This window comes from Bacillus ndiopicus (assembly GCF_000612805.1).
Taxonomy (GTDB): domain Bacteria; phylum Bacillota; class Bacilli; order Bacillales_A; family Planococcaceae; genus Metasolibacillus; species Metasolibacillus ndiopicus.
This window is the reverse complement of sequence record NZ_HG964406.1, coordinates 271,186-291,710: the sequence shown is the minus strand read 5'-3', so window position 1 is coordinate 291,710 and position 20,525 is coordinate 271,186. Positions and strand designations below refer to the sequence as shown.

Sequence of the window (20,525 nt, the reverse complement as noted above, 5' to 3'; positions counted from 1 at the left end):
AGAAAGAGGAAGCCTTGTGAACAATAGTGAACAGTCGACAGTGAAAGATACAATTAGCGAATATCTATTTGTTATTGTAGGAGCAGCAGTAATTGCAATTGGTTTTAATGTCTTTTTATTACCAAACCAAGTTGCTTCAGGTGGCGTAAGTGGTATTAGTACGATTTTAAATGGTTTATTCGGTTGGAATGCAGGTATTGTTCAGTATGCATTTAATATTCCTTTATTTATTGCAGGGGTATTGATTTTAGGAAAAAAATTCGGTGTTAAATCATTTATTGGTACAATTGCCTTACCAGCCTTTGTTATAGCAACAAGTGGCTGGGAGCCGTGGACGTTAAATCCGCTACTAGGAGCCATTTTTGGAGGAATCGTTGTTGGTTCAGGGCTTGGACTTGTTTTTAAAGGAAAAGCTTCGACAGGTGGTACGGATTTATTAGCGCAAATTATTACAAAATTTACTGGGCTTACTTTAGGTACGAGCGTATTAATGATTGATGGCATTATTGCTGTTAGTGCGGCACTTGTATTTGATTTAGAAAAGGGGCTTTATGCGATCATCGGTTTATATGTAACGACGAAAACAATTGATATTATTCAGCTAGGCTTTAGCCAATCGAAAATGGCTTATATTATTACTAATCTAGAGAAAGAAATGCGCGATGCAATATACAAGGAAGTGGATCGTGGCGTAACAAAACTCCCTGCCTTCGGTGGTTACACTGGAGAAGAGAAAACATTGTTAATGGTTGTTGTTTATCAGACTGAGTTCACTAAATTGAAACAAGTTGTTAAGATGGTCGACCCAACTGCTTTTGTAGTTGTTTCAGATGCATATGAGGTACTTGGAGAAGGTTTCAAACGTGTATAAGTTTGCTATACTTGTGTGGAGTAATTTGTAGGAGGAGAAAATTAAATGAAAAAACTATTATTAACAGCAGCTTTTGGTTCTGCATTATTTTTAGTTGCATGCGGTGGAAATGAAAAGGAAGATAGTAGTGCTACACCACAAGCAGAAGGTGAAAAAATTGTGATGCAAAGCTGTGCGAGCTGTCACGGTGGTCAATTACAAGGTATGCGTAATACACCTTCATTAAATGATGTAGGTGCTCGTTTATCAGAGGAAGAAATTTTAAATGTTATTTTAAATGGTACATCAAACGGTATGCCTCCAGGTTTAATTAAAGGTGAAGAAGCCGAAAAAGCGGCTGCGTGGCTTGCTGAGCAAAAATAATGAATGGAAAGTCGTTTGGAATCTATTTTCTGAGCGGCTTTTTTGTGTGTTATGGAGCTTCACTTTCCGTAATATAGCTGGAACATGTTACAATAAAGAAAGACTATAGAGGAACGAGAGGTTGTGCCAATGGTTCAAGTTACGACAAGGGATGTAATTGAAAAGTTTAATTTGCAAATTATTAGTGGTCATGAAGGCATTGGGCGTTACATTACAATGAGCGATATATCAAGACCAGGGCTAGAGATGGCTGGTTATTTTACTCACTACCCAGCAAATCGTGTACAGCTACTTGGAAAAACAGAGCTTTCTTTTTTTGAAATGCTTCCTGAAAGTGTGAAAAGTGAGCGTATGCGTCTTCTATGTGCACGCAATACACCAGCTATTATTATTTCGAGAAATATGGAAGTGCCGAAAGAATTAATTGAGGCATCAAATGAAAATCATGTACCTGTATTAGTTTCAAAGCAAACGACAACTCATTTTTCGAGTCGGTTAACTAATTATTTAGAAAGCGAATTAGCACCTACAACTGCAATTCACGGGGTGCTCGTTGATATTTATGGAATCGGCGTCCTTATTCTTGGTAAAAGTGGTGTAGGGAAAAGTGAAACCGCACTAGAGCTTGTAAAAAAAGGACATCGCCTTGTAGCAGACGATTCTGTAGAAATTCGTCAAGAATCTGAAAATATGATTATTGGAAGCCCGCCACCATTATTAGAGCATTTATTAGAAATTCGTGGTATTGGTATAATTAACATTATGACGCTATTTGGTGCGAGTGCTATTAGACCATATAAAAGGATTACGCTTGTAGTAGAGCTGGAAATTTGGGACCCTGATAAAGTATATGACCGTTTAGGGCTTGATGAAGAAAAAATGAAAATTATCGATACAGAGCTAACTAAGCTAACAATCCCTGTGCAGCCTGGACGTAACGTATCGGTTATTATTGAAGTAGCTGCGATGAATTATCGATTGAAAAAAATGGGAGTTAACGCAGCGGAGGAATTTTCCCGTAGATTAGATGCAGTTATCGCATCAAATGGAGAAATGGACGATTTTAAGTAGTAAAGGAGTAAAGTAATGGAATTTATTATGATGACGATTAACCCGGTTGCATTTTCAATCGGTCCTATATCAGTTCGATGGTATGGTATTTTAATTGCACTTGGTATCGTATTAGCTTATTTTTTAGCACAGCGAGAGGCAGTTCGACTTGGTATTCACCAAGATTTTATTGCGGACATGCTTATTTGGGCAGTACCAATTGCCATTCTTAGTGCACGCATTTATTATGTAGGGATGGAATGGGATGTTTACAAGGCAAACCCAATGAGAGCTATTGAAATATGGAATGGTGGTATAGCGATTCATGGAGCGCTAATTGGGGCATTTATTACTGCTTATATATTTACTAAAAGACGTAATGTAAGCTTTTTGCGTATTGCAGATATTGCTGCACCAAGTATTTTAGTCGGTCAAATTATTGGACGTTGGGGCAATTTTATCAACCAAGAAGCACATGGTGGGGAAGTATCACGCAGCTTTTTAGAAAATTTATTTTTACCTAATTGGCTTATCGAGCAAATGTATATTGAAGATTTAGGCTCTTATGTACACCCAACGTTTTTATATGAATCGTTATGGAATATAGTTGGCTTCATTATTTTAATAATTGCACGTAAATTTAATTGGCGTCGTGGAGAAATGTTTTTCTTTTATATTATTTGGTATTCTATCGGGCGTTTCTTTATCGAATCGCTGCGTACAGACAGCTTGTATTTAATCGGCGATTTACGATCTGCACAAGTTGTGTCGATTCTCGGTGTTGTAATAGGCTTAGCACTAATTATTTATCGTCGAATGACAGTGAAGCCTGTTGTACGTTATTTAGATAAATAAGGAGCGATTAACGATGGTAAAAGCATTATTATTTGATTTTGATGGTACTTTATTGAATACGAATGAATTAATTATTCAAACATTTATGCATGTATTAGAAGAAAAATTTCCTGGGCAATATTCGCCAAAAGATTGCATAAAATTTCTCGGACCTTCATTACATGAAACGTTTAATGAAATTGCACCAGATGCTGTAGATGAAATGGTTGCAAGCTATCGTAAATGGAACTTGGAGCATCATGATCAGCTCGTAACTCAATATGATGGTGTCGTTTCTACATTAGAGAAACTACATGCACAAGGCATAAGATTGACCATTGTTTCAACGAAGCGTAGTGAAATGGTTAAGCGTGGCTTAAATGTGTTAGGTATTGAGCAATTATTTGAGCATATTATTGGGTATGATAGTGTACAGCATGTAAAACCACATCCAGAGCCAATTTTATTAGCATTGCAAAAAATGCAATTAGCAAAAGAGGATGTTATTATGATTGGTGATAATTCACATGATATTGAAGCGGGACATAATGCGGGAGTAAAAACTGCTGGTGTAGCATGGTCTTTTAAGGGAGAGGATTATTTACAGCAATTTTCTCCAACCTATATGCTACAGCATATGACAGATTTATTAACAATTGTGAAAGGGTAAAGCTTATGAGAAGAACAGAGCGCTATAAAATAGAGGGCGCAAATTCGCTTTGGCATGTTTATAACACAGTGTCCTTTTTGAAGGTGATGAAATGCTTTATTTTTATTCAAATAGGACGCTTCACACCATTTATGGCGATGAAAAATTGGCTTTATCGCACCTTTCTACGCATGGATATAGGTGAGAAAGCATCATTAGCATTAATGGTCATGCCTGATACAATGTTTCCAGAGCGCATCTCAATCGGAGCAAATTCAATAATAGGCTTTAATACAACAATTTTAGCACACGAATATTTAATAGATGAGTATCGTTTAGGTGATGTGAAAATTGGTAGCAATGTAATGGTTGGAGCAAATTCAACGATTTTACCAGGAGTAGAAATTGGCGATGGCGCAATTGTATCTGCTGCAACGCTAGTACATAAAGATGTACCAGCAGGAAGCATGGTCGGTGGCAATCCAATGCGCATTATTTTCACCGCAGAAGAAATGGCAGCAAGAAAAAAATAATGGAAATGGGAGTTGTCCGAAAAGCAGGCTAGCACGCCTCTTTTGGACAACTTTTTCTTTTTTATTAATATGTTGATCATTTAGAAAAAGTAAGTAGTTCTTTAAACGATTGAAGAAACTAGTTTCTTTCAATTCAAAAATAGCTAGGTGCCAAATTTGATGTCAATTTTCTGGGTAACCTCTTTCTAACAAAGATGTTTGAGGTTATCCTTCTTATTTTCTCAAGCAAAGGGAAAACGCAGATAACTTGAGAAAAAGCAGATAACTCAAGAAAAGCGCAGATAAGTTAAGAGAAAACTCAAATAACTCAAGAGAAGTCACAAATAAATCGAGAAAAGCGCAAATAACTCAAGAAACCCGCAAATAAGTCATAAAAAGACGCAGATACTCCGAAAAATTGCAGCGACAAATAAAAAGCTTTGTCTTTAAAAGATAAAAGCCTTTTATATTGCAAAATTTCAAATTTGTTAATTTGAGGATTACTGGAGGTTTTAAAAGTAGCACCTTGTTAAGACATAATTTTGGGAAAATGAGTAAGGTGAAGCTTGACAATATTTTCGCTTTATTATACTATCACACTAGTGAACTAAAGTGTATTGAGGTGTGTGACTATGTCTACGATTAAATTATTTGAAAAACCGCTTGGAATGCGTGATACATTTCCACAAACTTATGAAAAACTAGAAGCAATTCGAGAGAAAGGACGACATTTTTTATATGCCCATGGCTATGATTTTATAAAAACGCCATCTGTGGAATATTACGATACAGTAGGGAAAGCCTCAGCTATTGATGATGCTTCTCTTTTCAAGCTAGTAGATAATCAAGGCAATATGCTAGTCTTGCGTCCTGATATGACGACACCGATTGCACGTATTGCAACAGCGAAATTATTAAAAGAAAAAATTCCGCAGCGCCTTGCTTATTTTGCGAGTGTGTTTCGTGCACAGCAAACAGAGGGGGGCCGTCCAGCTGAATTTGAGCAAATGGGCATTGAATTGATTGGCGATTCTTCTGTTTTTGCAGATGCAGAAGTTATAATGACGGCTATTCAATTACTTCAACAATTAGGTGTTGAAGCTTTCACACTGACGATTGGACATGCTCGTGTATTACAGGCAATATTGCAGCAATATACAGCGAATGATAAGCAAATGAATGTCTTGCGCCAATTATTAGTTGAACGCAACTATGTAGGATTTGAAGAAGCGGTAAAATCGTTTGGCCTACCAAAGGAAAATAGCGTGATTTTATTGCAGTTTATTGAAGAAGCAGTGAACGTTAAGTCAGTCCTTAATATAGAGAAATATGTAGTAAATCAAAATGAATTGACATATATGTATGAGCTAGAGCAACTCTTAAAGCAAGCGAATTTAATTGACTATATTACCTTTGATTTTACATTAGCAAGCCATATGAATTATTACACGGGTATGCTGTTTGAAGTGTTTGCAGCAGGCAGTGGCTTTCCTCTCGGTAATGGTGGGCGCTATGATGGATTGCTCGCACATTTTGGGTCAGAAGTTGGGGCGACTGGCTTTGGATTACGTGTAGATCGATTATTAGAAGTAGTCCAAGTGCGTGAATCCATATTAGCAACAGCCTTGCTTTTATTCGAGCCGGCTTTATATAACGAAGCATTAAAGTGTGCGAACAATTTGCGAATAGATGGTCGTCGCGTGACAATGCAGGCGATTAGCAGTTTAACAAATGTAGCAGCATATAAAGCGCAATTTAGCGAGGTTATCTATTTGAATCCTGCAGATTACGGTATACAAGAGGAGGGGCAGCAATGACAGAGTTAACGATTGCGATGCCAAAAGGGCGCATTTTTACTGAAGCTTGTAAAATACTAGAAAATGCCGGCTTTCAATTGCCTGAAGATATGGAAGATACAAGAAAGCTAATGATTGAAATTCCAGAAGAAAATATTCGTTTTATTTTAGCGAAGCCAATGGATGTACCTGTTTATGTAGAGCATGGCGTAGCTGATATTGGTATCGCAGGAAAGGATGTTTTACTTGAGCAGCAACGCACAATCCTTGAGTTGTTGGATTTAAAAATTAGTGCGTGCTATATTGCGTCAGCTGGTTTACCTAATACAATAATGAATGAAGTGGCACCACGTATCGCAACAAAATATCCACATATTGCGACAAAGTACTATAAAGAAATCGGTGAGCAGGTTGAAATTATCGAGCTAAATGGCTCCATTGAGCTTGCGCCAATGATAGGACTAGCAGATCGAATTGTCGATATTGTCTCGACAGGTCGCACACTAAAAGAAAATGGACTTGTTGAATATGAGCGTATCGCAGATGTTTCATCTCGCTTAATTGCGAATCCTGTAAGCTATCGCCTAAAAAGTATGCGTATTCGAGATTTAGTAAGTCGCTTAAGAAAATGTGTTGAGTAGGAAGAAGGGCTAAGCAATGCAAATTACAATGTTAACAAATAGTATTTCATTAAAGCGCCCATTAGAGGGAGGCAATCAAGAGCAGCTAGCAGTAGTGCGTGAGGTACTTGCGAATGTTAAGGAGCAAGGTGATGCTGCTATTCGAGCGTATAGTGAAAAATGGGATGGTGTTGCGCTAATTGACTTTCGTGTTTCACAACAGGAAATAAATGAGGCAGTGAATAATTTTGATACAGAGCTTTTGGCAGATTTAACAGAGGCGGCAAGAAATATTCGCCTTTACCATGAGCAGCAGCGTCGTACAGGTTATAAGCTTCCTTTAAAGGACGGCTCTTATTTAGCGCAGCGCATTATTCCGTTAGATGCGGTAGGACTGTACGTACCAGGTGGTTCAGCAGCTTATCCTTCATCGGTACTAATGAATGTTATTCCTGCACAGGTAGCAGGTGTAAAGCGTATTGTGATTACCTCACCAGCTAGTAAGAATGGAAAGCTACCAGATGCAGTGCTTGTTGCAGCACACATTTTAGGGGTGACGGAAATTTATAAAATTGGTGGAGCGCAAGCGATTGCGGCATTGGCTTATGGTACTGAAACGATTGCGCCAGTAGATAAAATTACAGGCCCTGGCAATATTTATGTGGCCTTAGCTAAACGTGAGGTTTTTGGGGAGGTAGCAATTGATATGATTGCAGGACCAAGTGAAATTGCCATATTAGCTGATGAAACAGCCTATGCTGACGAGGTAGCTGCTGATTTATTATCGCAGGCAGAGCATGATACATTAGCGTGTGCGATTTTAATTACAACATGTCCATCGCTCGCAGAAAGAGTAGAGAAGGAAGTAGAAAAGCAATTAGCTACACTACCGAGAGAAAGTATTGCGCGTCAAGCAATTGGGCGTTTTGGTCATATTTATATAGCGGAAACTATGGAAATGGCGATTGCAGCAATCAATTCATTAGCCCCAGAGCATTTAGAAATTATTACGATGAATGCAGAGGCAGATGCACAAAAGGTTACGCATGCTGGGGCAATTTTTATCGGTCGTTACAGTTCGGAGCCTGTTGGTGATTATTTCGCAGGGACCAACCATGTATTGCCGACAAATAGCACAGCACGCTTTGCAAGTGGTTTAAATGTAGATGATTTTATTAAGCGAACGAGCGTCATTTATTATAGCGAGAAAACATGGGAACAAAATGCACCCAAAATTGCACGTCTTGCGAGATTAGAAGGATTAGAGGGTCACGCCAGAGCGGTTGAAGCGCGCGGCTGGGAAAAAGGAGAGATATGACATGAGGTACGCAAAAATCGAACGCAACACAAATGAAACGAAAATTGCAGTAGAGCTAAATTTGGATGGAGAAGGGCAGGCACACATCGCGACAGGCGTACCTTTTATGGATCATATGCTCGACTTATTTATAAAGCATGGTTTATTTGATGGCAAAATTGTAGCGGACGGCGATACACATATTGATGCACATCATACAACAGAGGATATTGGTATCGTTTTAGGGCAGGTAGTTCGTGAGGCATTAAGGGATAAAAAAGGAATTAAGCGCTATGGCAATGCTTTCGTACCAATGGATGATGCACTTGCCCAAGTGATTATCGATTGCTCAAATCGTCCGCACTTAGAATATCGAGTAGTGCCGACTTTAACAGAGAAAGTAGGGACATTTGACACAGAGCTAGTGCACGAATTTTTATGGAAGCTTGCATTAGAGGCTCGTATGAATATTCATGTTATCGTGCCGTACGGACATAATACGCATCACATTATTGAAGCAATCTTCAAGGCATTAGCAAGAGCACTTGATGACGCCATTCAAATTGATCCGCGCGTGAAAGGTGTGCCGTCAACGAAGGGGCTGTTAGCGTGAAAATTGGCATAATCGATTATGGAATGGGCAATTTATTTAGCGTTGAGCAGGCGCTAAAGCGACTAGGTATTAATGCAGTTATTACTGCTAATAAAGAACAATTAAATTCGATGGATGCGCTTATTTTACCAGGTGTTGGGGCATTTCCAGATGCGATGAAACGCCTACAGGAGACAGGGCTAGCTTCCTTTATTCAGTCGACAAAAAAGCCGTTACTTGGCATATGTCTTGGCATGCAATTGTTATTTGAGGAAAGTGATGAAGTAACAACGACAGAGGGGCTTGGCATTTTTTCAGGACGCATTACCAAATTTACGAATGCACCACGCATTCCACATATGGGCTGGAATGATTTACAGTTTGCACATATGCCAAACTGGTTGACGACATTACAAGAGGAGCGTTTCGTTTATTTTGTGCATTCCTTTTACGCAAAAGATATAAAGCCAGAGGAGCTTATGGCATTTGCTGATTATTATGATGTACAGGTGCCAGGCATTGTAGCGAAAAATAATTTTACAGGGATGCAATTCCATCCTGAAAAATCAGGCCAATTTGGATTGTTTTTATTGCAGCAATGGTTGGAAGGGGTAAAAAAATGTTAACGAAACGTATTATTCCATGCTTAGATGTAAAGGATGGTCGTGTTGTAAAGGGCATTCAGTTCGAATCATTACGTGATGCAGGTGATCCTGTAGAGCTTGCGACATTTTATGATGAGCAAGGAGCGGATGAACTTGTTTTTTTAGATATTTCAGCTTCCTATGAGGGGCGTGCTACGATGGAGGATGTTGTGCGCCAAACAGCAGCTAAGCTTGCGATTCCATTCACGGTTGGTGGAGGTATTCGTACATTAGAAGATATGAAGCGCATATTGCGTGCTGGGGCGGATAAAGTGTCGATTAACACTTCGGCATTGGAACAACCTACACTTATTCAAGAAGGCGCAGATTATTTTGGCTCACAATGTATCGTGGTAGCGATTGATGCACGCTTTTGTGAAGAAGATAGCACATGGATGGTTTATACGCATGGTGGACGAAATAAAACAACGTGGCGAGCGATTGAGTGGGCGCAGGAAGCGGTGCGCTTAGGAGCAGGAGAAATTTTATTAACGAGCATGGACCGCGATGGTGAAAAGACAGGCTTTGATTTAGCGTTGACAAAAGCAATCCGTGATGCCGTTACAGTACCTGTTATTGCAAGTGGTGGTGCAGGCAATGCAGAGCACTTTATGGAAGTTTTACAGCAGGCTGATGCCGATGCAGCATTAGCAGCATCCATTTTTCATTATAAAGAGACGAGTGTAGCAGCCATTAAAGCTTATTTACACAATAAAGGAGTTTGTGTGCGATGATTGATGTTAAATTTAATGAACAAGGTTTAATAACGGCTGTGATTCAGCACGCTAAAACGAAAGAAGTACTGACAGTTGCCTACATGAACGAGGAATCTTTAGCGAAAACGATTGCCACAAATGAAACATGGCTCTTTTCACGCTCACGCAACGAGTTATGGCATAAAGGGGCAACGAGTGGTAACACGCAAAAAGTTGTTTCTATTATGACAGATTGTGACCGTGATGCATTAGTGGTAGAAGTGTTACCAGCAGGGCCAGCATGCCACACAGGCACAAACTCTTGCTTTACTGAAGCGCTTGTGAAAAATGAGGAGGTTGGCTCAGTTAGTATGTTATCTAGGTTGAGCGAGCTTATTAAAGAGCGAGAAAATGACTTGCCAGAAGGTGCCTACACGACATATTTATTTGAAAAGGGCATCGATAAAATTGGTAAAAAAATTGGCGAGGAAGCGATGGAAGTTGTTATCGCTGCAAAAAACCGTGATGCGGTAGAAGTGAAGTGGGAAGCTGCTGATTTAATTTATCATCTGCTTGTGTTATTACAGGAGCAAAAAGTAGACATTTATGAAGTATTAAAGGTGTTAGAGGAAAGACATCAAAAGAAGCAAGAAGTATAAGCGTAGCAAATTTTTCTCCTAAAACAAAAATTATGTGTAGAAATGTATAAATCAATGATTATTAAATTGTTTGTGCTATAATAAAATATGTTTATATGAGGAGCGTAAATTACGTTCCTTATTTTTCTTGTTTCGGAGGAAATATTGTTGGAAAATAAAGAACAAAAAAAAGAAAACATCGTCTCCTTTGTGCCAACCGGTGATTATTATTATGAAAAAGCAATAAAGGCACTTGAAAAGGAGCAAATTGATAAAGCATATAAATATTTAAAGCGTGCTGAGGAATTAAATCCAGCTGATGTACGTGTTTTAACACAGTATGGTCTATTAGAAATAGAGGCCCAAAATTATGAGCATGCTTATGAATTGATTCATACAGCGCATAGCTTGGAACCAAGCGATGCAGAAATTATCTTTTTATTAGCAGATGTCTCGGGATGCCTAGGCTTAATGAGCGATGCTAAAAAATACGCGGAGCAATATTTAGCGCAAGAGCCAGATGGTATGTATGCACTTGATGCGTATGAAATTTTAGATTTCGTAGAATATGAGCAAAATATATCAGAAGATGTTGATGAGCAAGAGGCCGAAAAGCTAATTGCTCAGGAAAAGGCCCGCCGTCTTATGGAGAAAGGGACCTTTCCAAAAGCGATTGAAGTACTTGAAGAGCTTATTGAAAAATTCCCAGATGCATGGCCAGCCTATAATAATCTATCGCTCGCATATTTTTATATAGGAGAAGCAGAGCAGGCACATGCGTTATTAAAGCATGTTTTACGTGAAAATCACGGCAACCTACATGCCCTTTGTAATTTGGCGGTTTTTGCCTATTACGAGAAAGCGGAGGAAGAGCTTAAAGAGCTAATGGCGTTGCTGAAAAAAATTCAGCCTTATGATTGGGAAAACCGTTATAAGCTTGGTGCTACTTTAGCTTTAATAGGCGAATATGAAACTGCTTATAAATGGCTGCGCTCTATGCATAAACGAGGCTATGAAGGCGATCCAGGCTTTTATTATTGGTTAGCGCAGTCGGCTTACTTCTCACAGCAGGAGGAGATTGCAAAGGTTGCTTGGCAATCGTTGCTTGCTTTAGATCCTTCAAAGGAAGGATTAGAGCCGTGGCATATGAATGCATTAAGTTCTGAGGAGCAATCACTAGAAAAAAATCGTGAGTTAATTATTGAGAAAATTAATAGTAAATATACATCTGATCGCTTATTCGGACTTTTTATTTTAAAGCATTCGCCACACAAACAAGAAATTATTGCTCACCCTAAATGGATTGAAATTGAGGAATATAATGAAGTAGAAAAGCTCTGTTTAGCTTATTCACTTGGGCATCAGTTTGAAAGGCAAACAGAATATGAAAAAAGCTTTGTTCGTTTTTTAGAAGTAGCTGAAAAATTATTAGAGGTACATGGTCAACTGAATTATACAGCGGCTTCTGCATTGCAGTTATGGTTTTCGATTGGAGAACTAGCGCTACGTTCAAATTACGCCTTTAAAAACCCTATCGCGATTGCTGCAGCAATAGATTATATGCTGCAATCTGCAATGGGGGACAATGTTACAAAAAAGAAATGTGCAGAAAACTATGAAGTTAGTGTAGCGACATTAACAAAATATATGACTGAATTGCTAGCATTTGTACCAACAGAGTTCGAATAGGCATTTTATTTGAATATAGCTTTTGAATTGTATACGATGAATGCAGTCTAGTAGTCGAGTTCTGAGGAGGATTTTTTTATGACAGAGGAAAGAATTTATGATGTAGTCATTATTGGAGCTGGTCCAGCAGGTATGACAGCTGCGGTTTACGCATCTCGCGCTAACTTATCTACGTTAATGATTGAGCGCGGTATTCCAGGTGGTCAAATGGCTAATACAGAAGAAGTTGAAAACTATCCAGGTTTTGATCATATTTTAGGCCCAGAATTATCAACAAAAATGTTTGAGCACGCGAAAAAATTCGGTGCTGAATATGCTTACGGTGATGTAACAGAAATCATTGATGGTGAGCAATATAAAACGATTATTTCTGGTAAGAAGGAATATAAAACTCGTTCTATTATTATTACAACAGGTGCAGAATACAAAAAAATGGGTATACCAGGTGAACAAGAGCTTGGTGGACGTGGTGTAAGTTACTGTGCAGTATGTGATGGGGCATTCTTTAAGCAAAAGAATTTGATTGTTGTTGGTGGAGGAGACTCAGCTGTTGAAGAAGGTGTTTATTTAACACGCTTTGCAGAAAAAGTAACAATTGTACACCGTCGTGATAAGCTACGCGCTCAAAAAATTCTGCAAGACCGCGCATTTGCAAATGAAAAAGTAGATTTCATTTGGAATGCAACAGTAAAAGAAATTAATGAGGATAATGGTAAAGTAGGTAGCGTGACACTAGTATCTACAGTGGATGGTACTGAAACAAACGTAAAAACAGATGGTGTATTCGTTTATATTGGTATGGTACCGTTAACTGCACCATTCGCACACTTAAATATTTTAAATGAAGCAGGCTATGTTGTAACGAATGAAAAAATGGAAACAGCTGTACCAGGGATCTTTGCAGCTGGAGATGTGCGTGATAAAATGCTACGTCAAATCGTAACAGCGACAGGTGACGGTAGTATCGCTGCACAATCAGCGCAGCATTTTATTGAAGAATTAAAGGAAAAACATAATCTTTAATTGAACTTTAATATTGCTGTAACTTTCTTGCAACAATAAAAAGGTATACTAAACGTATTAGTGAATCTCCCTTTTTGAAATTTTCTTTTAGGTTGTTTCTGCTTATTTGCAGAAGCAACCTCTTTTTGTGTTTTGGTGTATCTTTCAATTAAATGAACAGCGTATGTATTTTATTGACCACATTTTTTGGTGATGAACCCAGAAGCAATGTATAATTAACATAAATAGCAATTGATTTGAGGTGAAATTTATGCAAAGAATCGCCAATTTATTAGCAATACATGAGGGTAAAGTATTATTATTGCAAAAGCCAAGACGTGGCTGGTATGTTGCGCCAGGTGGTAAAATGGAGAGCGGTGAATCGATTTATGAGGCAGCAATCCGCGAATTTCAGGAGGAAACGAATACAACGCCAAAAAATGTTCATTTAAAAGGTGTTTATACGATGGTAATTAAACGAGAGCAAGAAATTGTAAATGAATGGATGCTTTATACTTTTGTCGCGCATGGTATTGACGGGGTACCCTATGAGGAAACGAAGGAAGGTATACTCAGCTGGTTTGATATTGATCAATTGCACCATCTACCAATGGCAGAAGGCGATCGAACGAATTTATTGTTTGTTGCATCAAATGAAGGGATGCAATACGGTACCTTTGAATATACCGAGCAATTTGAGCTTTTAAGTGAAACGATACAAAATTCACAAGAATAAATAAATGAGGGGAGAACTGTCGATATGAGTAGTCAAACAAACGCACAGGAGCTAGTAATTATTTCAGGAATGTCTGGTGCTGGAAAGACAGTAGCAGTGCAAAGTTTTGAAGATCTAGGTTTTTATTGCGTCGATAATATCCCACCAGAACTGTTAACGACATTTTTGGCGTTAATGCGTGATTCGGAGAGAAAAATTTCACGTATAGCAGTGGTCATGGATTTACGGGGACATCAGTTTTTTGAGTCTGTATCAGATGTTCTTAATGAATTAGCAAACCAAGAAGATATTCAAGGGAATATTTTATTTTTAGATGCTGACGATGAGGCACTTGTAAGACGTTATAAAGAAACTCGACGCTCACACCCTTTAGCACCAGCAGGTCTGCTTTTAGACGGTATTAAATTAGAGCGCCAATTACTTGCAGAAATTAAAAGCCAGGCTAAAACAGTTATTAACACATCGACACTAAAGCCAAGAGAGCTGCGTGAAATTATTACTAGTAAATTTGCGCTTTCGAGTAAACCCATTTTTTCAGTGAATGTTATGTCTTTTGGTTTTAAGCATGGGATGCCGATTGATGCGGACTTGGTATTCGATGTGCGATTTTTGAAAAATCCATATTATGTTGAAGAACTACGTCAAAAAACAGGTTTGCAAACGGAGGTTTCCTCTTATGTTTTAGCGACAGAGGAGACGCAGCAGTTAATCGCAAAGCTAACAGATTTGTTCCAATTTATGGTTCCACTTTATAAAAAAGAAGGTAAATCTCAGCTAGTTATTGCATTTGGCTGTACGGGTGGCCAGCACCGCTCTGTGACATTAGCTGAATATTTTGGTAAGCTGCTTAGTCAAATTGAGCATACGGTGGTGACGCATCGAGATATTAATCGCAGAAAGGCTTGATGGGATGGAAAAACGCAATAAAAAAGTCGTAGTCATTGGTGGAGGGACAGGGCTCTCCACTGTAATACGGGGGCTAAAAAAGAAGCCCTTTGATATTACTGCCATCGTTACTGTAGCGGATGATGGGGGGTCTTCAGGGCGCCTTCGCGATGACTACGATATTCCACCGCCGGGCGATATACGCAATGTAATTGCTGCACTGTCTGATGTGGAACCGTTAGTTGAACAAATGTTTCAATATCGATTCTCTAACTCGGAAGACTTAGGTGGACATTCATTAGGAAATTTAATGCTTACAGCACTGACGGATATTACTGGTGATTTTAGTTATGCTATTGCTGAGATGAGCAAGGTACTTAATGTACATGGGAAAGTATTACCTGCTTCTAATAAAAAAGTGACATTGCATGCGGAACTAGTAGATGGGACTTACATAGAAGGGGAATCGCGCATTCCACAAGCAGAATCAGCAGTTAAGCGTGTATTTTTATCGCCAACAGACGTAGCTCCTTTACCAGCTGCTATTCGCGCGATTCATAGCGCGGATTATATTTTAATTGGTCCTGGTAGCTTATATACAAGTATTATTCCGAATTTATTAGTTGAGGAATTAGGTACTGCTCTAATCCGTTCGAAAGCTGAGAAAATATATATTTGTAATTTAATGACACAAAAAGGGGAAACGCTGAAATATAGCGCGGCAGATCATATTGAAGCAATTCATGCGCATGTAAAGGCACCATTTATTCAAAAGGTATTAGTAAATGACTTTATGATGCCGCAATCTGTTATTGAAAGCTATCAAACAGAAAATGCGGGGCCAGTTGTTGTTGATATTGAACGCATCGAGCAAATGGGAATTGAAGTGGTTCAAAAGGAAATCGCACTTATTAAAAATAATACTGTGCGTCACCATGCAACAAATGTAGCGCAGTGGTTAGAAGAATATAGCGAACAAAAGCAGAAGAAAAAGAAAAATTAATATTGCTACTTTATTCTTTATTAAGAAAGGGGGAGGCATTAATGTCGTTTGCATCAGAAACTAAAAAAGAGCTGACACAGGTAGACGTAGATGATGCGAGCTTAAAGGCGGAAGTTTCCGCATTAATTCGAATGAATGGCTCTTTATCATTTACAAATCGCCAACTTAGCTTAGATGTTCAAACAGAAAATGCTGCCATTGCGAGACGACTTTATACAATTGTCAAAAAGCTTTATCCGTATAATGTAGAGCTACTTGTTCGTAAAAAGATGCGTTTAAAGAAAAATAATGTGTATATTTGTCGGGTGCGAGAAGATGCTCGTGCATTGTTAACAGATTTACAAATTATTTCAGATGAATTTCAATTTAACCATGCAATCGCTGAGTCACTTGTTCAGAAAAACAGTCATAAAAGGGCATATTTACGAGGCGCTTTTTTAGCAGGAGGGTCTGTTAATAATCCCGAAACATCATCCTATCATTTAGAAATTTATTCGTTGTATAAAGAGCACGGCGAGGCGTTGGCAGAGCTAATGAATACTTTTCAGCTAAATGCCAAAACAATTGAACGAAAAAAAGGATTTGTTACGTATTTAAAAGAGGCAGAAAAAATTTCAGATTTTTTAAGCTTAGTTGGTGCACATCAAGCGATGTTGAAATTTGAAGATGTACGCATCGTAAGGGATATGCGCAATAGCGTAAACCGTATTGTAAATTGCGAAACAGCGAATTTGAATAAAACGATTGGTGCTGCATTGCGCCAAGTTGAAAATATACGTTATATCGATAATGCAATTGGGCTAGATCAATTGCCTGAAAAGCTACGCGAAATCGCACGTCTACGCGTAGAATACCAGGATGTCACATTAAAAGAATTAGGCGAAATGGTATCGACAGGCGTTGTAAGTAAATCAGGCGTTAACCATCGTTTACGCAAAATCGATGAAATTGCTGAAGCACTTCGACGTGGAGAAAAAATATAAAGTAGCAGTAAAAAAATTTTGAAAACGAATACAAAATATGGTGTATAGGCATTGTCCTTTTTCTATCAATTCGATAAGATAAGGTTATCTTGATTCAGTGAACGCTTTCTGTGAAGCGGTAAAGATTCAAGCATTCACCGATAGAAGGAAACTCAGTCTAAAGACACCACACCCTTGTGGTAGCGGCTGGGTAACTAACATCGTGTTGGACTAGAGTTAGCCTCAGTGTAATTGATATAGATGAACAGTACAGGAAAGGGAGAAAAGGGAATGGTTGAAAATCAGGTAGAAGTCAAATTGAAATCAGGATTGCAGGCGAGACAGGCAGCGCTTTTTGTACAGCAAGCAAATCGCTATAAATCTGATGTTTTTTTAGAAAAGGATAATAAAAAAGTAAATGCTAAATCTATCATGGGTATTATGAGTTTAGCAATTGCAAGAGGTACACAAGTAACTTTAATAGCTGCTGGTGATGATGCAGAAAAAGCAGTTGCTGCATTAACAGAATTTATTGAACAGGAAGATTAAGAGAGAAAATGATGTATAAATGTAGGGAAGCCTCAAGTGAAGAAATTCAATTTGTTGAGGACGAATTGATTAAGTATAATTTGCGAAAAAAACCACTCTTACAAGAAAAAGAGTTCGTTGCTTTTAAACATGTAGTTGAGGACGATGGAAAAATAATCGGTGGTGTGTTCGGTTATGCTTCATACTATAAAATAGGCTATATTGATACACTATGGGTAGATGAAAATTATCGCCATAAAGGAATTGGCACAGAGCTTTTAAACGTAATCGAAGCAGACCTACATGGCTTCGGCTGTGAAGTTATACGTCTTGAAACTTTTGATTACCAAGGGCCTGAGTTTTATAAGAAGAATGGGTATGAGGAGTTCGGTTCTTTATACTATCCAAATGCAGATCTTCATGAAATTTTTTTGAAAAAGTAAATGATATATTGTTGCGGTCAAACGGCGCCTGTCCTTTGACCGCTTTTTTAACTTGAAAATAGATGTAAAGGGCGTGCCTAAAAATAACGTTTAGACACACCCTTCTATCTAAAAAACCGATAAACTTTTATTGCTCGCTAATTTATATTCAAATGATAGTTGTCATGAATTAAAAAAGTCAATCATAAGTAGTTTAAAGAGAGCTGGATAAGGATAAATCGGTACAGTGTGATGGCATCCTTATCCATTGGCCTCTTTTTATGAGTAAATTAGGCTGCTAAACTAACCACTCATAAATCAGGTCTTGCTATAAAAAAATAATATTGAAACAGTAAAATGGCGCCCTCGGAGGGAATCGAACCCCCAGTGGAAGAACCGGAATCTTCAGTGTTATCCATTACACCACGAGGACAAATGCAAAATTGTGCAAAGCTCTGAATGGTGATAAAATCATCGTATACGCAAAAATTAACGACTTTCCCATTATACAAACCCTAGCAGAATATTTCAAGATAAATTTGCAGAGTTTATATTTGACCTTTCTTGACTAATACGTGTATGATAAGAATACAGTTGAAGGAGCTTAGCTTTTTTAACAAATTAGTACACGAATTTACCTTTTATAAAGGAGGATTTTTTTATGAATTTAATTCCTACAGTAATTGAACAAACAAACCGTGGTGAGCGTGCTTACGATATTTATTCACGTTTACTAAAAGATCGTATTATTTTATTAGGTAGCGCAATTGATGACAATGTAGCAAACTCAATTGTAGCGCAGCTGTTATTTTTAGAGGCTGAAGATCCAGATAAAGACATCTCTTTATACATTAACTCTCCAGGTGGCTCAATTACAGCAGGTATGGCGATTTACGATACAATGAACTTTATTAAACCAAAAGTACAAACGATTTGTATCGGTATGGCTGCATCAATGGGAGCATTTTTATTAACGGCTGGTGAACCAGGTAAGCGCTTTGCATTACCAAATGCAGAAGTAATGATTCACCAACCACTTGGTGGTGCACAAGGACAAGCGACTGAAATTGAAATCGCTGCTAAGCGCATTTTACACTTACGCGAAAAATTAAACACAATTATGGCTGAAAAAACAGGTCAAGATTATGCAACAATTTCTCGCGATACAGATCGTGATAACTTCATGACTGCTGAACAAGCAAAAGCTTACGGCTTAATCGATGAAATTATCGAACGTAATCAAGTGAAATAATTATAAAAATAGAAGCAAGAGGCATTCGAGCAAGAAAACGCCTTTTGCTTTTTTATTAAAGAAAAAGTGTGCAAGCTACTGATTATAAAGTATTTATTTGAATTTGGAAAAGTGTAGCTAACTTGAGCAAGTCGTAAATAACTTGAGGAAAGCGCAGATAAATCATAGAAATCCGCAGATAACTTGAGGAAAGCGCAGATAAGTCATAGAAATCCGCAGATAACTTGAGAAAAGCGCAGATAAATCATGAGAAATCGCAAATAACTCACAATAAAAAAATTAGCATCTTCCTGGGGGGAGAAGATGCTAATTTTTGTCATTGATCTGCTTCAGAAGTTTGGGGGATTATAATGGGGGTTCTGCTTTTCCGACAGGTCAATTAGTTTAGTTTGGCATGTTTTTTGCCATCTGGCCTTGACCATACATATTAAGCATTGCTTGCATATCAGGACCTGCTAATTGTGCCACTTGGTAGTCGCCCTTCTTGTTTTGATAAATAGATATTTCATAAGCCATTTCAATACAGTTTGGTACAGAGTCCTGTAACACACGGCGTAATACAGGGTTACACGTTTCAAGTGCTGCTGCTGTCTTGCCTTTTGCGCCAGCTTTGTGAATGCTTAATAAAAATCCAGCGATAGTTGCATCATCTAGCTCGTTAGCAGCCTGCATTGGTTTTTTTGGCTCACCCGGTGAGATGCCATATTTGAAATCATTACCTGTTTGCATATTGTAAGAGCGTGTAGGGTGTTGTGGGTCATGCCCTGTTTTATATGCTTCAACTGTAATATTGTACTCATCAAGCATAAATGCATATTGCTTGTCCATAATAGACAATAGCTCAGGGTCCTGTACGTGGTCACGTAGCAAAATACATTGGTTTAACCCACCAATCATTGCGCCTAAAACTTCATGTACATCAAAAAGTTCATGTCCGCCATGATTTGTAGAAAGTGGACCCATTGCTTGTTGTTGCTGTTGTTGTTGTTGAAAATCGCCTGTCATAATTTTTCCTCCTATCGAAATGTCGTACAGTTTATAGGTTGGCTAACTTGTGCTATTTTATACATAGAGAATTGAAAGAGGGATACCAATGAAAACCATCAATTTTTATTCAAGGCCAAATTGTCATTTATGTGAGGAAGGCTTGCTTACATTGAAGCTCGTACAAGAGGATTGTGCTTTTGAACTCAATATTATAAATATAGAAGAAAACGATACGTTACATGAAAAATACATGCTGATGATTCCAGTCGTTACTTATAATAATCAGATTGTTCAATATGGCATACTTGATTACGTAACATTGCTTGAAGCGCTGCAAGAGTGACAGTGCTTCAAGAAGTCATTATTCTTACTCATTCGAAATCTTTAGACAAAATAATTGCCAAAATTTATATCTCCATATATAATGTATACAAGAAGTAATTTTTTTTACTTCGTGTGGGACATTTTTTGAATGGCGGGACGAAATTTGACCAACTG

Annotated in this window: 24 protein-coding genes and 1 tRNA gene; 23 read left to right on the top strand and 2 right to left on the bottom strand. The window is 38.2% G+C overall.

Annotated elements, in window-relative coordinates; genetic code table 11:
* The first annotated feature begins 16 nt into the window (after positions 1-16).
* From TY13_RS12815 to TY13_RS12715, 21 genes are all read left to right on the top strand, one after another.
* Entirely contained in the window at positions 17-871 is an 855-nt protein-coding gene (locus TY13_RS12815) for a YitT family protein (RefSeq protein WP_042476588.1), read from the top strand.
* A 45-nt stretch (positions 872-916) separates the two neighbouring features.
* Positions 917-1,234 carry a c-type cytochrome gene (locus tag TY13_RS12810; protein WP_042476586.1) on the top strand — a complete coding sequence of 106 codons (318 nt, stop codon included), beginning with the start codon at positions 917-919 and terminating at the stop codon, positions 1,232-1,234.
* 129 nt (positions 1,235-1,363) lie between these two features.
* Positions 1,364-2,305 carry an HPr(Ser) kinase/phosphatase gene (hprK, locus tag TY13_RS12805; protein ID WP_042476584.1) on the top strand — a complete coding sequence of 314 codons (942 nt, stop codon included), beginning with the start codon at positions 1,364-1,366 and terminating at the stop codon, positions 2,303-2,305.
* Between the two features lie 15 nt (positions 2,306-2,320).
* A complete protein-coding gene (gene lgt, locus TY13_RS12800) occupies positions 2,321-3,139 on the top strand; it encodes a prolipoprotein diacylglyceryl transferase (RefSeq protein ID WP_042476582.1) in 819 nt (272 codons plus the stop codon).
* A gap of 13 nt (positions 3,140-3,152) precedes the next feature.
* Entirely contained in the window at positions 3,153-3,788 is a 636-nt protein-coding gene (gene ppaX, locus TY13_RS12795) for a pyrophosphatase PpaX (RefSeq protein WP_042476580.1), read from the top strand.
* A 5-nt stretch (positions 3,789-3,793) separates the two neighbouring features.
* A complete protein-coding gene (locus TY13_RS12790; protein ID WP_042476579.1) occupies positions 3,794-4,300 on the top strand; it encodes an acyltransferase in 507 nt (168 codons plus the stop codon).
* Positions 4,301-4,911: 611 nt separating this feature from the next.
* Positions 4,912-6,096: an ATP phosphoribosyltransferase regulatory subunit gene (locus TY13_RS12785; RefSeq protein WP_042476577.1), complete on the top strand. Its 1,185-nt coding sequence runs from the start codon at positions 4,912-4,914 to the stop codon at positions 6,094-6,096.
* A complete protein-coding gene (hisG, locus tag TY13_RS12780; protein ID WP_042476574.1) occupies positions 6,093-6,716 on the top strand; it encodes an ATP phosphoribosyltransferase in 624 nt (207 codons plus the stop codon). The genes TY13_RS12785 and hisG overlap by 4 nt, the downstream gene beginning before the upstream one ends.
* 16 nt (positions 6,717-6,732) lie before the next feature.
* Positions 6,733-8,013 (top strand): histidinol dehydrogenase, encoded by a 1,281-nt coding sequence (gene hisD, locus TY13_RS12775; RefSeq protein ID WP_042476573.1) that lies wholly within the window; start codon positions 6,733-6,735, stop codon positions 8,011-8,013.
* A gap of 1 nt (position 8,014) precedes the next feature.
* Positions 8,015-8,605 (top strand): imidazoleglycerol-phosphate dehydratase HisB, encoded by a 591-nt coding sequence (gene hisB / locus TY13_RS12770; RefSeq protein ID WP_042476570.1) that lies wholly within the window; start codon positions 8,015-8,017, stop codon positions 8,603-8,605.
* Complete coding sequence (gene hisH, locus TY13_RS12765; protein WP_042476568.1) at positions 8,602-9,210, top strand: imidazole glycerol phosphate synthase subunit HisH; 609 nt, start codon at positions 8,602-8,604, stop codon at positions 9,208-9,210. The genes hisB and hisH overlap by 4 nt, the downstream gene beginning before the upstream one ends.
* Positions 9,204-9,962, top strand: coding sequence for an imidazole glycerol phosphate synthase subunit HisF (gene hisF, locus TY13_RS12760; protein ID WP_042476565.1), 759 nt, complete (start codon positions 9,204-9,206; stop codon positions 9,960-9,962). Before hisH ends, hisF begins: the two co-directional genes overlap by 7 nt.
* Positions 9,959-10,582 carry a bifunctional phosphoribosyl-AMP cyclohydrolase/phosphoribosyl-ATP diphosphatase HisIE gene (gene hisIE, locus TY13_RS12755; protein WP_042476561.1) on the top strand — a complete coding sequence of 208 codons (624 nt, stop codon included), beginning with the start codon at positions 9,959-9,961 and terminating at the stop codon, positions 10,580-10,582. The genes hisF and hisIE overlap by 4 nt, the downstream gene beginning before the upstream one ends.
* 147 nt (positions 10,583-10,729) lie before the next feature.
* Positions 10,730-12,250 carry a tetratricopeptide repeat protein gene (locus tag TY13_RS12750; RefSeq protein WP_042476557.1) on the top strand — a complete coding sequence of 507 codons (1,521 nt, stop codon included), beginning with the start codon at positions 10,730-10,732 and terminating at the stop codon, positions 12,248-12,250.
* Positions 12,251-12,328: 78 nt separating this feature from the next.
* The gene (trxB, locus tag TY13_RS12745) at positions 12,329-13,273 is read left to right on the top strand and encodes a thioredoxin-disulfide reductase (protein WP_042476555.1); all 945 of its coding nucleotides are present in this window, start codon (positions 12,329-12,331) and stop codon (positions 13,271-13,273) included.
* Positions 13,274-13,523: 250 nt separating this feature from the next.
* Positions 13,524-13,988, top strand: a complete 465-nt coding sequence (locus TY13_RS12740; RefSeq protein ID WP_042476553.1) for an NUDIX hydrolase — start codon at positions 13,524-13,526, stop codon at positions 13,986-13,988.
* 24 nt (positions 13,989-14,012) lie between these two features.
* Positions 14,013-14,894 carry an RNase adapter RapZ gene (gene rapZ, locus TY13_RS12735; protein WP_042476550.1) on the top strand — a complete coding sequence of 294 codons (882 nt, stop codon included), beginning with the start codon at positions 14,013-14,015 and terminating at the stop codon, positions 14,892-14,894.
* A gap of 4 nt (positions 14,895-14,898) precedes the next feature.
* A complete protein-coding gene (locus TY13_RS12730) occupies positions 14,899-15,876 on the top strand; it encodes a gluconeogenesis factor YvcK family protein (RefSeq protein WP_042476548.1) in 978 nt (325 codons plus the stop codon).
* Between the two features lie 41 nt (positions 15,877-15,917).
* Complete coding sequence (whiA, locus tag TY13_RS12725; protein ID WP_042476546.1) at positions 15,918-16,859, top strand: DNA-binding protein WhiA; 942 nt, start codon at positions 15,918-15,920, stop codon at positions 16,857-16,859.
* Between the two features lie 270 nt (positions 16,860-17,129).
* Entirely contained in the window at positions 17,130-17,387 is a 258-nt protein-coding gene (locus TY13_RS12720; protein WP_042476544.1) for an HPr family phosphocarrier protein, read from the top strand.
* An 8-nt stretch (positions 17,388-17,395) separates the two neighbouring features.
* The gene (locus TY13_RS12715; RefSeq protein WP_081796992.1) at positions 17,396-17,809 is read left to right on the top strand and encodes a GNAT family N-acetyltransferase; all 414 of its coding nucleotides are present in this window, start codon (positions 17,396-17,398) and stop codon (positions 17,807-17,809) included.
* 337 nt (positions 17,810-18,146) lie between these two features.
* Here TY13_RS12715 and TY13_RS12710 read toward each other — a convergent pair.
* Positions 18,147-18,221 (bottom strand) — tRNA-Arg (locus tag TY13_RS12710).
* Between the two features lie 228 nt (positions 18,222-18,449).
* Here TY13_RS12710 and clpP point away from each other — a divergent pair.
* Positions 18,450-19,040 carry an ATP-dependent Clp endopeptidase proteolytic subunit ClpP gene (gene clpP / locus TY13_RS12705; RefSeq protein WP_042476540.1) on the top strand — a complete coding sequence of 197 codons (591 nt, stop codon included), beginning with the start codon at positions 18,450-18,452 and terminating at the stop codon, positions 19,038-19,040.
* Between the two features lie 384 nt (positions 19,041-19,424).
* Here the strand turns inward: clpP and TY13_RS12700 are convergent, their stop codons facing one another.
* The gene (locus TY13_RS12700; RefSeq protein ID WP_042476537.1) at positions 19,425-20,045 is read right to left on the bottom strand and encodes a spore coat protein; all 621 of its coding nucleotides are present in this window, start codon (positions 20,043-20,045) and stop codon (positions 19,425-19,427) included.
* 88 nt (positions 20,046-20,133) lie between these two features.
* On the opposite strand from TY13_RS12700, the gene TY13_RS12695 reads away from it, so the two are divergent.
* Positions 20,134-20,370 (top strand): glutaredoxin family protein, encoded by a 237-nt coding sequence (locus tag TY13_RS12695; RefSeq protein WP_042476533.1) that lies wholly within the window; start codon positions 20,134-20,136, stop codon positions 20,368-20,370.
* The last annotated feature ends 155 nt before the right edge of the window (positions 20,371-20,525 follow it).